General features: G+C 42.1%; 11 protein-coding genes. 10 read left to right on the plus strand and 1 reads right to left on the minus strand.

Annotated elements, in window-relative coordinates; all coding sequences use genetic code 11:
* The first annotated feature begins 4 nt into the window (after positions 1 to 4).
* The 10 genes from ACQ3G7_RS02675 to ACQ3G7_RS02720 are packed head-to-tail and all read left to right on the plus strand — an operon-like array spanning position 5 to position 12,635.
* Positions 5 to 3,088: a glycosyltransferase gene (locus ACQ3G7_RS02675; RefSeq protein ID WP_430888725.1), complete on the plus strand. Its 3,084-nt coding sequence runs from the start codon at positions 5 to 7 to the stop codon at positions 3,086 to 3,088.
* Positions 3,085 to 4,353, plus strand: a complete 1,269-nt coding sequence (locus ACQ3G7_RS02680; protein ID WP_430888726.1) for a rhamnosyltransferase WsaF family glycosyltransferase — start codon at positions 3,085 to 3,087, stop codon at positions 4,351 to 4,353. Before ACQ3G7_RS02675 ends, ACQ3G7_RS02680 begins: the two co-directional genes overlap by 4 nt.
* Complete coding sequence (locus tag ACQ3G7_RS02685) at positions 4,354 to 5,172, plus strand: glycosyltransferase family 2 protein (RefSeq protein WP_430888727.1); 819 nt, start codon at positions 4,354 to 4,356, stop codon at positions 5,170 to 5,172.
* Positions 5,165 to 5,899 carry an NTP transferase domain-containing protein gene (locus tag ACQ3G7_RS02690; RefSeq protein WP_430888728.1) on the plus strand — a complete coding sequence of 245 codons (735 nt, stop codon included), beginning with the start codon at positions 5,165 to 5,167 and terminating at the stop codon, positions 5,897 to 5,899. Before ACQ3G7_RS02685 ends, ACQ3G7_RS02690 begins: the two co-directional genes overlap by 8 nt.
* 14 nt (positions 5,900 to 5,913) lie before the next feature.
* Entirely contained in the window at positions 5,914 to 7,815 is a 1,902-nt protein-coding gene (locus tag ACQ3G7_RS02695; RefSeq protein WP_430888729.1) for a lysylphosphatidylglycerol synthase transmembrane domain-containing protein, read from the plus strand.
* Positions 7,812 to 8,372 (plus strand): HAD family hydrolase, encoded by a 561-nt coding sequence (locus ACQ3G7_RS02700; RefSeq protein WP_430888730.1) that lies wholly within the window; start codon positions 7,812 to 7,814, stop codon positions 8,370 to 8,372. The genes ACQ3G7_RS02695 and ACQ3G7_RS02700 overlap by 4 nt, the downstream gene beginning before the upstream one ends.
* On the plus strand, positions 8,362 to 8,766 hold the full coding sequence (locus ACQ3G7_RS02705) for a GtrA family protein (protein ID WP_430888731.1): 405 nt from the start codon (positions 8,362 to 8,364) through the stop codon (positions 8,764 to 8,766). The genes ACQ3G7_RS02700 and ACQ3G7_RS02705 overlap by 11 nt, the downstream gene beginning before the upstream one ends.
* Positions 8,766 to 10,595, plus strand: coding sequence for a hypothetical protein (locus tag ACQ3G7_RS02710; RefSeq protein WP_430888732.1), 1,830 nt, complete (start codon positions 8,766 to 8,768; stop codon positions 10,593 to 10,595). Before ACQ3G7_RS02705 ends, ACQ3G7_RS02710 begins: the two co-directional genes overlap by 1 nt.
* A gap of 11 nt (positions 10,596 to 10,606) precedes the next feature.
* Positions 10,607 to 11,494 carry a glycosyltransferase family 2 protein gene (locus ACQ3G7_RS02715; RefSeq protein ID WP_430888733.1) on the plus strand — a complete coding sequence of 296 codons (888 nt, stop codon included), beginning with the start codon at positions 10,607 to 10,609 and terminating at the stop codon, positions 11,492 to 11,494.
* A complete protein-coding gene (locus ACQ3G7_RS02720; protein ID WP_430888734.1) occupies positions 11,457 to 12,635 on the plus strand; it encodes a glycosyltransferase family 4 protein in 1,179 nt (392 codons plus the stop codon). Before ACQ3G7_RS02715 ends, ACQ3G7_RS02720 begins: the two co-directional genes overlap by 38 nt.
* Positions 12,636 to 12,675: 40 nt before the next feature.
* Here ACQ3G7_RS02720 and ACQ3G7_RS02725 read toward each other — a convergent pair whose 3' ends face one another.
* Positions 12,676 to 14,652, minus strand: a complete 1,977-nt coding sequence (locus ACQ3G7_RS02725; RefSeq protein ID WP_430888735.1) for an acyltransferase family protein — start codon at positions 14,650 to 14,652, stop codon at positions 12,676 to 12,678.
* Between the last annotated feature and the right edge of the window lie 18 nt (positions 14,653 to 14,670).

Here is a 14,670-nt window from a genome sequence, read left to right on the forward strand (position 1 = left end):
TGAAATGACTGATAATCACAAATATAGCCGGGAACAGCTAGGGAATAGCGAAGATTCGTTATTTGTCGTATCCTCATTTATCAATGATGGTTCTGAAGTGCTGGATATTGGATGTTATGAAGGTGCCCTCGGGAAATATTTAATTTCTGAGAAAGGGTGTGTCGTCGATGGTATTGAATATGAAGACGCAGCAGCAGCTGTTGCGCGTCAAGTTTACCGTGATGTCAAAGTTGCCGATCTTAATTCCAATAATATTTTTTCAACGCTCAATACTAAATATGATTGTATTATTTTCGCAGATGTTCTGGAGCATTTATATGATCCAGCGATGGTGCTTAAAAATGCAATAGCTTGTTTGAAAGAGTCCGGTAAAGTCATCATCTCGGTACCAAATATCGGGTATCAAGGTGTGATTACTGAGTTAGCTAATGGTGAGTTTTATTATCGACAGACCGGGATTTTGGATAAAACTCATCTGCGCTTTTTTACGCGTAAGAGCCTAAAGAGATTAATAACAAATGCAGGCCTGCACGCTGACATAATCAAAGATATTCGACTCATTAATAATGATTCTGAGTTTTCAGCTAATGTGAACATCAGTAATGCTGGTCGCCTTAATCAACTTATTGACATTTTCCCGGATGTTAATGCCTATCAATTTGTTGCGCAGTGCTCATTTGCAGAGAGTAAAGCTAAAACTGTTGAAAAAAAAGCACAACCGCAGAGCGGAAAGCAGTTTAAATACAGGGCTAAGCTTTACTGGCGCGATCACGATGGGATGTATAGCGATGCCGATAGCATCGAAAAACTGATTCCATATAGTGAGCAAAATGCTACTATTAGTCTGGACTTACCGAAAGATCGCACTTTTGAAGAAATAAGAATTGATTTGTGTGAAGAGCCGATGTGTTGCTACCTCTTCAATATTACTATCAAATCTCATGCAGATGAAATCCTGCAAGTTATTCCGTTGACGGACATCCAGGCCCAGGATGAGAATACGAAAGTTTGTCAACTAGATATGGATAAAGCCGTTATCTACTGCTTCCATAACGATCCGGCTTTTATATTTCGTGTAGACAGCTCAAAATTAAAGGGCGCCAATGCCAAAGTTGATATTAGTATTGGTGTGTTGAGCAACACGAGTGATATTTCAACCGTCATTGATGATTTAGTCCAGTCGCGTCAGCAGTTACTGGCGTCAACGTCGTGGAAGATAACCAAACCATTACGCTTTGGCGTGCGAGTGGTAAAGAAAGTTAAACGACTGGCGATAAATCTGCTGCGCCAGATAAAAGCGCTAAATCTGCGGGCTGCGCCTTTGCTCGTTGTCCGGACGATCAGGAAAGAAGGGCTTTCTGCGACGCTGCGTAAAATTTCCTTCCGCTTAAAAAGACTGGGCAAAGGAAACATCGAAGTTTCATACGCGGATTTTATCGCGCATGATAAAAAACGAAATCAGTATGAAATAGAAAAAATAGCAAGATCCCTTACTAAGGAAAACAGTCCTCTCATTTCCGTTCTGTTACCCGTCTATAAGAGCGACCTTAAGTATCTGCAGGAGTGCATTGATTCCGTATTTTCGCAAAGTTACTCCCACTGGGAATTATGCATTTGCGATGATGCATCAAATTCCCCTGAACTGACTCAGATGCTTAACAAATACGCAACTGACAGCAGGGTAAAGATAATCTGTAACGATAAAAATAGCCATATTTCGCATACTACCAATCAGGCGCTTGGGTTGGCTTCCGGACAATATATTGTCTTGCTCGATCATGATGATCTGTTGCATGCTAATGCGTTGCATTATCTTGCACAGGCGATTAATGATAACCAGTGTCCGGATATTATTTATACGGATGAAGACCATGTCACTACTACAGGTGAACGAAAAGCACCGTTCCTCAAGCCAGACTGGTCACCAGCATTACTTTATAGCCAGAACTATATTGGTCACATTACCTGTATTTCCCGAAATGTGATAAATCAGATTGGCGGATTTACCGTGGGGCTTGAAGGTGCTCAGGATTATGATCTTGTATTGCGCGCTAGCGCTATTGCAGAGAATATTATCCACATTCCGCGCATTCTTTATCATTGGCGCGAGCATCCGCAATCCACGGCCATGAATGCGGACTCCAAGCCTTATGCCCATGATGCGGGTAAAATGGCGCTGACGAACTATTTTAAAACGGCCTATCCGAATAATTTTATAGAGGTCGCGGATGGAGAGCATTTATTTACCTATGAGCCAAAGTTCCGTGTCAACCCAGAGATAAAAATATCATTGATCATACCGATCAGAGATAAAATTAGCCTGCTTGCCGATCTCGTTGATAGCATTAACGCAAAAACAACCTGGACAAATTATGAAATCATCATAATTGATAACGGTTCAGTCGAAGAGCAAACTCACAACTATCTTGCTGAATTAACATCGAAAGGGAACTGTAAAGTTCTGCGGGATGATTCGCCATTTAACTGGTCAAAACTGAATAACAATGGCGCATCCCTCGCTGAGGGCGATGTTTTTATTTTCCTCAACAACGATACGTTGGTTATCACCCCTGAATGGCTTGAAAATCTTGCCTCATGGGCGCTGTTGCCGGACGTCGGTGTTGTTGGACCGCAACTCTTATATGAAGATGGCACTATCCAGCATGCCGGGGTTGTTGTTGGTATGTTCGGATGGGCAGAACACGTCTTTAAAGGCCAGAGCAATGCGCATCATGTCGGCCCGTTTGTTTCACCCGCGCTGAACCGAAATGTTCTGGCTCTGACGGGAGCATGTCATGCGATATCTCGTGAAGTATTTACCCGCCTTGGAGGATATGACGAAGAGTTCGAGATCTGTGGCAGCGATATCGAGCTCTGTATCAGGGCATACAATGCGGGTTATCAAAACGTCTATCTGGCTCAGACGAAACTGTTCCATCTTGAATCTAAAAGTCGCAGCAGCTTTGTTCCAGAATGCGATTTCCTACGTTCCAGAATAAAGTACGAACCATACCGAACAGAAGCTTACGATCCTTTTTATAATATTAATCTCGATAAATTTAATAATAAACCAACGATCAAATTATGATTAACTTTATAGTAAAAAAGTTGTTGTCTAACCGGGTTGTTTACAGGATTGCAAAAAATGCGTATGAATCAAATAAGGCAGCCACATGTAACCCTGCAAATTATGACATACCAGAGATAACGCCATTCAATTTTGTCAAAAGCAATGTTGATGCCAGACGTATTAACTTATTTGTTCCCGCATTATCGGAAAAACATGTTTTCGGTGGTATTGCGACAGCGCTACGCTTTTTTGAAGCTATCCGTCATGATTTTCCTCTGGCGCGTATTATTGTTACTGATGAAGTGAGCGTTGAACTCAAAGCAGGGCAATTCTACTCAGACTGGCAACTCACCGATCTTTCTGGTGCGGATTGTGCGGAAAATTGCATCGTCGTTGCCGGAAATCGCAGTGGTGCTTCACTCAATGTTGCTGAGAATGATTATTTTGTTTCGACTGCATGGTGGACCGCTTATAACACATTCAAAGCGCTTGCATGGCAGAGCTCAATCTTCGGTACACAAGGACGTAAATCAATCTACTTTATTCAGGATTATGAACCGGGATTCTATGCCTGGTCCTCGCGGTTTGCCCTGGCTGATTCAACTTACGCTCATGCGGAACAAACTATTCCTGTCTTTAATACAGCGCTATTGAAAGATTTTTTCATTAATAGCGGCTACGTTTTCAATGAACATTATTTCTTTGAACCACGCATTAACCCTGTGTTATCGGCAGCCAGCGAACAAGCAGCCTCTGTTGATAAAGAAAGGAAAATCCTGGTTTATGGTCGCCCGGGCGTAGAGCGCAACCTCTTTAATATTGTTGTGCTGGCGTTGCGTGCCTGGGCTCAAGCCTATGATAAGGCAGAGCAATGGACCATTGTTTCCGCGGGTGAAAGCCATGCGGATATTGAACTGGGAAGAGGGGTAAAGCTGGAGTCATTAGGTAAATTGACTCTCGATCAATATATTCACCAACTTTCGACCTCGTCAGTTGGATTGTCATTGATGCTTTCACCGCATCCAAGCTATCCTCCGCTCGAAATGGCCAGCTTTGGTATTCGTGTCGTAAGTAATGGTTATGCGAATAAAAAACTGTCAGCCAGAAGCAAAAATATTATAGAACCGGCAAATTTCACGCCTGAATCCATTGCTGAAAGTTTGATAAAACTTTGTGAAGAACATGAGAATGCTTCGACAGTCATTTACGAAGATAATCTGTTTTCAAAAGAAACCGAGTTCAGCTTTGTGAAAAACATCGTTCAAAATATTCTGGGGGAATAAATGGAATCGGGAAATAAAATCGTACTTTTTATCCCATGTTATAACTGTCAGGATCAAATTCCTCGAGTATTAAACAGTCTCAAAGAAAATGACAATTATAAGAAATTTCATGAGATTCTGGTTATTGACAACAGAAGTACAGATGGCACAGTCGAAAGGTCTATTGCGACTGTTCAATCGTTAGGTTTGCCTAATGTAGGAATCTATACTAACAGTCAGAATGTTGGACTTGGCGGAACACATAAAGTAGCGTTTCGACATGCACAACGCACCAACGCAACGCATATTGCGGTACTTCATGGTGACGATCAAGGCAATATTAACGACTTGATCGATATTATTGATAGCAGTCAGATAAATAATTACGACTGCTGTCTGGGAAGCCGTTTCAGTCGAGCTTCCCGTCTGAAAGGATATGCAAAGTTCAGAATATTTGGTAATTATATATTTAATTTTATCTACTCCGTCTGTTCATTCCACGTAGTAAAAGACCTGGGTGCAGGCTTAAATATCTATAAAGTCTCCGCTATTGCGGATTCAAGAGTTGTCAAATTTTCAAACGATCTGACGTTCAACTGCTTCCTTCTTTTATTCTCCATCAGTCAAAAACAGAAAATTAAATATTTTCCTGTTGAATGGCGCGAGGATGACCAGATATCAAATGTGAAGTTGTTTTCGCAAGCAACACGCACATTAAAAATAGCGGTCAATTATCTTTTTAGAGGAGTTAATGGATTATTGGCGCTTGGTAATAATACCATTGATTTTGATGATGTAACCCTGCAAGAAAAATTCACATGGAATAAGAAAAATGATTAATCTGGTGATACCAATGGCAGGGAGAGGTAGTCGGTTTTCTAAACAAGGATATACGTTGCCGAAACCTTTAGTTGAACTTGATGGTAAGCCTTTTTTTTGGTGGGCTATTGAGTCTGTACGACGTAGCATTGAAATCAGCGAGTTAATCTGTGTTGTTTTAAAAGAGCATGTTGTTGAACATGATATCATTCAGCAGGTTCATCATTTTTATCCGCAAGCTAAGTTTGTTGTTCTGGATAAGGTGACCGATGGGGCTCTGGATACTGCCATGTGTGGCTTGACGTTGATTGATAACGACTTCCCGGTTATTTTTAACGATTGCGATCAGGCTTTCGAAATAAAGGACCTACCGTCGTTTATCAGTCAGATGGCACCTGGTGGTGATGTTATGGCATACCTTTGTAATTTTGAGTCAGACTCGCCGGCGTATTCATACGCGTTGTACGAAAATGAACGATTAGTGAAAACTGCTGAGAAAATCGTTATCAGCAGATTTGCTATTTCTGGCGCTTATATCTTTGCTAATAAGCGTGTGGTCACTGAAAACTATGCTTTATATAAACAAAATTGTAGCTATAATGAAATTTTCATTAGCGGTATCTACAATACATTGTGTGACCAGGGATATACGGTAAAAGGTATTTTGCTGGATAACCATTTGTCTTTCGGTACTCCAGAAGAATTAAAAGAAGCGGAACATAAAAAATTATTCCATAAATGGCTATAAGCAAGGATTAAATAATGATAGCGGTTCTTTATTTCCTAGTTGCAGTATTTTTTCTGATTCTCGGGCATTCTATTCGTGTCAAGCGCTGGAACAATCTTTTACCGGGACGAGATGACACTGCACGCAGCATTCAATTTACATCACTTTCTTTGGGCTATGTTGTCAACTTTTTTGTACCATTGCGCCTTGGTGAGATAGTACGTGCGGGCGTTTTTTCATATCTGGGGCGGCAGAGCTTTGCATTGTCTTTCGCGTCGGTCTTCTTTGAGCGTGTTTTTGATTTGCTGGTCTGGGGTGCCATCCTGATTTGGTTCAATTCGGCCTCAAACCTCAAATTCAATCTGACCGAATCATTGGTGGTGCTGGTCAGTGTATTTCTGTTTTTTGCACTGTGCTCACTTATTGGTTCAAATAAAAATGTAAAAAAAGCACTTAACAGTCTTACTGGCATATTTAACGATGAGATTTCTTATTCGTTGAGACATTTTTTCTGGTGTCTCAATGAAGTCTATATCTGTTTTAGAAAGAACCTTCTTTCTTACATCGTCAATAGCGCATTGATGTGGGCTGCGTACCTGGCCAGTTATCACCTGATTGCCAGATGCACCGGGGCTTCGGCTTCGATGCTCATTTATTCTTTATTTGATACACCGCTCAGTTCAACATTTAATGCACTGCAGGATGTCTATTCCGCGCAAGTCTTTACTGTTCTGACTTTATTCTTTCTTAGTCCGGTTTTGTTTATTTTTGCCTATTATTTGATTAAGAATAAATACAGCTTTGAACCAGGAAAAGTATTGCGTTGGTTTGAGTTTAATAATGATACAGTGCCTAACAAACGTGACCTTTTTTATACTGAAGAACAGTATAAAATGTTCCTTGTAAGGAATTTCAGAAACGATGTTGATCTCATCTCTGAGTTTTATAAAAAAGGTATGGGCAATGATGTTATTCTGTATCGCATCTTCCATGGCGGTTCAGACGCGTTAACTGCGCTGATTTCTTTTAATAACTCAATGTATGTCAGAAAATTTGCTTCTGAGTTGGGCTCTGGTAAATTGCAGGCGCAAAAAAAATGGCTTTGTGAGTACGCCAATGAACTTGTACTGGCAAGCGTAGCAAGCGATAAGAAGCTTGATAATGGCTATATTTATGATATGCCTTACAGCCATACCTCTATTGATTTTTATGAATTCATCCACTCATCATCACTCGATACCTCGTGGGGGTATCTTGCTGAAGTGTTGAATTCCATCAAAGATTTTCATGCCAGAAAAAATACTGGGCTGGCTGATGACTCGATGATTGAGAGTTACATTTCTGCCAAGATGGCTGGTAACTTTAATAATATTAAAGGCTTGTCATCGATCTTTTTTGATAAGTCGCAAGTTGTTATCAACGGACGTAACATAGATCTTGATGCTATTTCAGATTGGATTAATGATTCGGCACGCAATCATGATTTCAAATTTAGAGAGACGTCCGTTATTCACGGTGACCTGACTATCGAAAATATTATCATCGATAAGAAACACGAGAATGGTTGGTTTATTATCGACCCTAATATTGGGAACTTTTTCGAGTCACCCTTGCTGGATTACGCTAAACTGATGCAGTCATTGCATCTCGGTTATGAATCACTAAACCGTTCGATTAACTGTCATGTTGAAAATGACGAGATAACCGTTAGTATTTTCAGATCCTCACAATATGCAGCTATTTATGAAAAATACAAACAATGGATTGTTGAAAACTTTGGTCAGGACTTCCTGAAAGAAGTTATGCTGCATGAAATTATTCATTATACACGACTCGTTCCGTATAAATTCCGTAAGGATAAGGCAACGGGAAATGCATTTACCGCTTGCATGCTGCTGCTCATCGATGAATATCTGGAGCTTGAGAATACGCTATGATTGAAGCGATATTGAGTGATATGGATGGCACGCTGATCGATACCGAGAAGGCTAACGCGTCCGCATATTGCTATGCCATTGCACAATATGGTGGTGAGATTACCCCCGAAGACTTTCAACATAACTATGCGGGTATGTCGTGGAAGCGATTCTTGCCGCAAATACTACCTGACGCTGACAGTGAGACGCATAAAGCAGTGGCTGAGCTCAAAAAGAGTAAGTATGCGGATTTTTTCTCACTTACGTCGGTTTACCAGGACGTGCTCGATTTTCTCACACATTCAAAACAGTTTGCGCCTGTTGGCCTTGTGACCACGGCCTCACGGCAGGCGGTAGAGGAACTGCTGCGCTATCACCAACTGGAAGTTTTTTTCGATGTGATTATCAGTGGTGATGATGTGGTTAATGCCAAGCCACATGCCGAACCCTATCTTGCTGCCGCAAATATGCTAGGCGTTAATATTGTTAATTGTATTGCTTTAGAAGATTCTCAAGTCGGGATTGATTCAGCGACTTCCGCTCGGGCCAATGTCTTTATCGTTAAGCATGAAAAGTAAACCTATCCGCTTTATTGTGATATCAGGAACAGGATGGTCGATTGACTTAGTGACCATGACCATCCTTGTTTATCTGGGACTGGAACCTGTCATCGCCAATCTCTGTAGCGCGACGCTTGCAGTAACCTTCGTTTATTGGGTTTCGCGACTTGCCGTGTTCGATAAGAAGGTTGAGCAAAAAGCTTTCGCCGGATATATAGCTTATTGCGCTTATAGTGTTGTCGTTATTGCAGCTTTCTCTGTGTTGATTCAGTATTTAAGCTATTTTTTACACGGAATGTTTGAAAGTGTTATATCACTGACTGCATCTGCATTCATAGCAAAGGTTATCGTTACTCCCTTTAATTTATATATCAATTTCGTGGCTTCAAAATATATCGTTGGAAAAACTTAATGGCGACAGCAAAAATACAGAATAGTGCATATAAAAAAGCGTTGCTTCTTGTAGGATCGCTACTTGTATTGTTCCTCTTGTTCTCACTGAGAAACCTTGACCCGATTCTGTATCCAACAGTCTATGCGGAGGATGCAGTCTGGACAGGGAAAGTTATTGATCACGGTTTTTGGAATACTGCATTCCACACGCGTGTGTTCCCCATCCTTGGTTTTGCTGTTTTTTATAAAATTGCATTAGTCCTGCTTGATTTATTTTGCAATGGTAATCTTTTCTATCTGCCACTAATATATTTCATTTTATCGAATATCTTTTTTTCGCTGTGTGTGCTGGCTGGATATTTTGCACTCAGGAATTTATTATCCCGAAGTAGCCTTGTATGTCTGTTGCTCGCAATAGTGCTGATGCCAGTGGGATTAGACGGCAACGAAATCTATGGGCGCTTGCTTAATCTTGGTTTTATTTTCCCGGTATTGCAGGTGTTACTGCTTAGCGCATTATTGCTGAATAAGCAATCTATACCCCTGGCCATTGTGGTTATGGTTACGGCGTTGCTATCCTGCCTGACCTTGCCTGTAGGGGTAGGTGTGCAGGTTATTTTTGGTATAGTTTGTGTTTATAACGGCTTTAAAAATAAGTCTCGCTATTTCTACTCGCTGGCGGCATTTAGCGTCGCGATCGTATTGGCGTCCATGATCGCGATATCGGGTAATGCAATCCATGATAGTGGGGGGGCCGATTTTCCTGTCAAAGCATCTGCATTGATTGAGTTTGCGCTGGCGCGAGTATTGTTATACCCCGTACTTTTTAGCATCTATCACCATCTGAACGACATTGTTGTTATTGCTGTTGTTCTTTGCCTGCTGGGTGTTATGTTTTATGCGGCGAAACGTTTCTTTAATAACGGTAAAATTATTATCGATAAAAGGCTGTTAGCAATTCTGTTCGTCTGGGCTTCGTTCGGCATCTATTATCTTTCTATCGTCGTTATGCGTAGAGGGTTAAGTTCATTATTTTTTGATTATACTGTAACCTTTCCGGATAGATATTTTCTCGGGCTCAATATTCTGTTTGTCGTTGCGTTGTTAATGCTTCTGGATAAAACGGTCTTTGCCAAAATTGTATGTGTAATTTTGGTGGTGCCGATGCTGCTTTCAGTTGGCAAAACGTTTGAATTAGGTAAACCTGCTACTAAATTCTCTTCTTCGCCATTGTGGACTGCCGAATATTGCAATTATCTTTTTGCGGAAAAGGACAGTGGAGATGGTTTGCTCGTCTCTATTCCACCGGAGAACTGGGTTTTTCATTCAGAATCGTACAGCCTGACAATGGAACAACGGCAGACGTTTCAGCAACGATGCAAATTATCTAACCTGTATTCAATGCCACTGCTGGGAAAACTTGTTCCGCCGGTCCTTGTGCAGCGCAATGCTACCGCTGATATGGGGCAGTTACCTGTACTGGGCGTTGTCTCTGTTCACAATGTTGCGATCACAGCGCTGGAAAATGGTTTTAGCGCCCGGGTGAGTGGTGATGATCCATACATCGTGTTTGGTGCTCATAAAACACAAAGTATGCAAGCACATGCTGCATTCCACTTTTCCGTAGCATCGCCTGTGCCAACCCAGTTTCAGGCTTACTATTTGATGAAAAACGAGCCGGACTACGCTGAACAAAACAGCATTCATTTCCCGGTATTGAAAGGCGAAAATCCACTCTATTTGAACGCCAACGACACGGTTTCTCCCGATTTAATCAGGATCGATTTACCTGACGGCAGCCGTGACGAATTCATTTTCACCGGCGTAAAAACGAGTTTAGTTGAGTAAACGTACTGGCTATGATTTCGGCAATTATTATCACTTATCTCCCCGAACGGGAACGTGTGTTATCCCTGGCTGCATGCCTTGCCAGTCAGGTCGATCATGTTTTAATCATTGATAACAGTCCGGCTGATTCACAATTTTCTTTAACTTCATCGCTATCTGAGGTGGTCATTCACTATATTGGTAGAAATGTTGGTATTGCTCAGGCACAAAATATCGGCATTGCCAAAGCTAAGGAATGGGGATCCCGTGATGTCGTTCTTTTCGATCAAGACTCTGTTCCATCGCCAACGCTTGTACAAGACTTGCTGGATGCCAGAGACATCGCGACCCGGGATGGCTTAAACGTTGCTGCGGTGGGACCGGTTCATTTTGATCTTGACTCCGGATCGCCTTCACGCTTTGTTTGTACGAAAGCATTGACATTGAAGCTCGTCACTCCAGATTTTAAATCTGCGTATTTTACCGCCGATTTTATTATCGCCTCCGGTTCTTTGATTAGCATTGAAGCGCTGGATACCATTGGGCTTATGGAAAACGAACTTTTTATCGACTGTGTTGACATTGAGTGGGGTTATCGAGCGCGGGCGAAGGGAAGGGTGTGTGTGGTCGCGCAAGCGGCCAGGATGGACCATAAAATTGGTGACAAACCACTCATTTTGTTTGGCCGGCAGATCACGACCCATTCTCCTATAAGGCACTACTATTTTTTCCGCAATGTTGTCTTGTTACTGAAACGCAAATACATGCCTGTCGGCTGGAAAATGAATGTAAGTGTTAAGTCGCTTGTGCAGGCAATCATTTTTACGTTTTTTTTGTCGCCACGCTATACGCATTTCAAATATATAACCAAGGGATTCTTACATGGAATCCTGGGACGTACAGGCCCTTATGAAAGATAACGTATTACTCTATGTTGTAAATGCTGATTGGTATTTTAAATTGCATTGGTTTAACCGCGCTATGGCGAATATCGCGAATGGATATAAAGTCGTTGTTATTTCTTGCTTTGATACACCCGGCCTGAGCAGTGAGTTAGAAAAAAATGGCATTGAATGTCACCATATTAAAATGTCACGTAGTGGTATTAATCCTTTTTTTGAGCTTATGACCCTTTACGCCATCTTGAAGCTGGCGCGTAAAATTCAGCCTGATATTATCCATTCGATTACTGTCAAACCTAATATTTATTCGGGGATTATTGGCCGGATTATTCATCGTCCGGTAGTGAAAAGTGTCACCGGATTGGGTGTTATATTTTCTAATGAGTCACTGTTCTTCAGAACGATCCGTCCTATCGTTACGAACCTGTACAGGATAGCAGGATCTTCGAGACACGGTGCGTTTGTATTTGAAAACAATCATGATCTGATTTTCTTCAAGCGCAACAATATTACTGATTCACAGAGTCTGTATTTCGTGGAAGGTGCTGGCGTAGACCCTAAACGCTTTTTTCCCGTACGGAATGCATTTCAGCAAGATAAGAAACATATTCTCTTTGCTGCAAGGTTACTCAAAGATAAAGGACTTGATACGCTCCTTACCGCTCTGGATAAGCTGTACATTGGTCGTCAGGACTTTGTGCTCAATATTGCCGGTATCTATGACTCACAGGCGAGGAATGCTTATACGCCGGAGGAGATCGAACAGATAAGCAAACGTGAGTATGTGCACTGGCTCGGACATCGCACCGACATGGAAAATGTCATCGGTGAGTCTGATCTGGTTGTTTTACCCACCCGGTATGGTGAGGGCATTCCGCGGATATTAATCGAAGCGGCATTCTGCGGCGTACCTGTACTGACCACAAATGTTCAGGGCTGTAATGAATTTGTTGAAAATAATATTAACGGATACCTGGTTACACCTGGTGACGCTAATGAATTGAAGGGCACACTTGCGCATATTTTCGAAAATACCGATGAGGCATTGTTATTTGCCGAGCGACTTTATGAAAAAGTGCGGTATGATTATTCGGACGAGGCCATTATCAATAAATTTTCAGCTATTTATCGCACCCTGCATCAAGAAATAGAGCATTGATAATAAGACGGGCTAAAATAATTTTAGCCCGTCTGCATCTCTACTGAAAGGCTTGTGGATTGTCTGCAACAATCTTTTCCCCAATGTATCGTGAACCATTAATATTCAAATGGTGTGTGTCGCGATACATTAGTTTCCCATCTTTTATCATACTGCAGCTCGTCGTATCGCACAGATACTCCCTTTCCGCGAGCAACTCAACGTTTACGTTTTTGCTGGCAATCTCCTGGAGTTCAGGCAGATATCTCTCCTTCTGTTTATCCGACTCCGCACGCGTAATTACACAGGTGCTATCGCTAAATGATAACCAGCGGCGCCCTTTGCACTTATCCGGTGTGAAGGGAAAGTCTGCCACATCATCAGTTAAAATGACTTTCTTCCCGGCATCGGTGAAGCGTTTTGCTGTTGCGCCAATCTCTTTTTCAAGCGAACTTCCCGGGGGCGTTTCACCATAACGACCGTGCCAGTACATGGTCAACACCACGGTTTTAATATGTGGGTTACGCAATATTTCTTCGTAAAGTCTCGCAAACTTAGCATTACTCAGGAAGGGTGAACCATCTTCGATATAAAAGGCCACATTTTTATTCTTAAGCGCCTCGGCCATACCAATAAAGAGATGTTCGGCATGGCTGTCGCCCAGCAACACAATATCAATATTGTTGCCTTCTTTTGATTGCATACAACGCGTGTAATTGTTCCATTTCAGCGCTGTCGTAGCGATGCTTTCTGGCGTACAGAGTACAAAATGCGTCGCAATATATTTATGAAATTCATCATGGCCAATATCGCCAGGGTATCCCTGGAGCGTAGCATTCTGACGCTGCGGTAGCCCCTGTCTGAAATAGAGGGTGCAACCGGCAATACTGGTGACGATAAGTACTGCGACAAGACTGAAAATAGCGCGCTGCGAATAACTGGATTTTCTGAATGGCTTTTCAACGATACGGAATGTCAGCCATGCCAGAAGAAATGCAACAAAGATCAGCGCTATTTTCATGTTTGTTGCCGGATCGCTACCGTTAATAATCCAGGCAAATGAGATTAACGGCCAGTGCCATAGATACAACGGATAACTGATCAGACCTACAAAGACCATTACACGGGAAGATAAAAATGCCTTACTGATAATGTTTTCAGACTGCGCAAAGATAAGCATGCAGGTTGCTACAACCGGTATTAGCGCATACAGACCGGGGAAATTTTTTGTCTTATCAATAAAATAAAGACCAAAAACGAGCATGCATAACCCGCTGGCAGCCAATAGCGTATCCAGTCTGGTTACTTTTCTGATGCTCCGGCTACCGCTATGAAACCATGCCAGCGCCGCACCGGCCAGCAATTCCCATGCACGCGAGTCCGGCGAGTAATAAGCAGCCGATGTGAAACTCTTATGCAAATACCACAACCCGATGAAAAATGAAGCAAACCCGGCAAGGGCTATTGCAGCTATTATATTTTTCTTGTGGCGGGTACAAACATAAATAACGATTGGCCAAATCAGATAAAACTGCTCTTCAATGCCAAGACTCCATAAATGAAGCAGTGGCTTGGTTATGCTGGCGTTATCAAAATAATTGGCTTCCGAGAGCAGCATGAGGTTCTGTGCAAAGAGCGTACTGGCGGCTACATGTTTTCCGAGCTGCCTGTATTCATCGGTCAGCAGGGCAAACCAGCCAAAGACGATACAGGTAATAAGTACCACGGAGAGAGCAGGGAAGATCCTTTTTATACGTCTGGCATAGAAATCAAGGATACTGAAGGTGTTGTTTTTACTTTTATTAAGAATAATGGATGAGATGAGGTAACCGGATATCACAAAAAATATATCGACACCGATGAACCCGCCGGGCACCAGGTGGGGGAAAAAATGATACAACACAACCGAAACAACGGCGATGGCTCGTATTCCATCAATCTCTGGGCGATATCGTATAGAATTATCAGTTTTGCGCGACGACGACATGTATTTGGCTTTAAAGTTATAACGTTGCGTGGATGCTACTATAGCAAGCAATTATTCTCAATTATATGG

Origin of the sequence: Kosakonia sp. N21, from assembly GCF_050587465.1 — a bacterium.
Taxonomy (GTDB): domain Bacteria; phylum Pseudomonadota; class Gammaproteobacteria; order Enterobacterales; family Enterobacteriaceae.

What these genes read in the sequence shown, in the direction of transcription:
- ACQ3G7_RS02675 (WP_430888725.1), top strand. Translation starts at nt 5, where the DNA reads ATGACTGATAATCACAAATATAGCCGGGAACAGCTAGGGAATAGCGAA.
- ACQ3G7_RS02680 (WP_430888726.1), top strand. Translation starts at nt 3,085, where the DNA reads ATGATTAACTTTATAGTAAAAAAGTTGTTGTCTAACCGGGTTGTTTAC.
- ACQ3G7_RS02685 (WP_430888727.1), top strand. Translation starts at nt 4,354, where the DNA reads ATGGAATCGGGAAATAAAATCGTACTTTTTATCCCATGTTATAACTGT.
- ACQ3G7_RS02690 (WP_430888728.1), top strand. Translation starts at nt 5,165, where the DNA reads ATGATTAATCTGGTGATACCAATGGCAGGGAGAGGTAGTCGGTTTTCT.
- ACQ3G7_RS02695 (WP_430888729.1), top strand. Translation starts at nt 5,914, where the DNA reads ATGATAGCGGTTCTTTATTTCCTAGTTGCAGTATTTTTTCTGATTCTC.
- ACQ3G7_RS02700 (WP_430888730.1), top strand. Translation starts at nt 7,812, where the DNA reads ATGATTGAAGCGATATTGAGTGATATGGATGGCACGCTGATCGATACC.
- ACQ3G7_RS02705 (WP_430888731.1), top strand. Translation starts at nt 8,362, where the DNA reads ATGAAAAGTAAACCTATCCGCTTTATTGTGATATCAGGAACAGGATGG.
- ACQ3G7_RS02710 (WP_430888732.1), top strand. Translation starts at nt 8,766, where the DNA reads ATGGCGACAGCAAAAATACAGAATAGTGCATATAAAAAAGCGTTGCTT.
- ACQ3G7_RS02715 (WP_430888733.1), top strand. Translation starts at nt 10,607, where the DNA reads ATGATTTCGGCAATTATTATCACTTATCTCCCCGAACGGGAACGTGTG.
- ACQ3G7_RS02720 (WP_430888734.1), top strand. Translation starts at nt 11,457, where the DNA reads ATGGAATCCTGGGACGTACAGGCCCTTATGAAAGATAACGTATTACTC.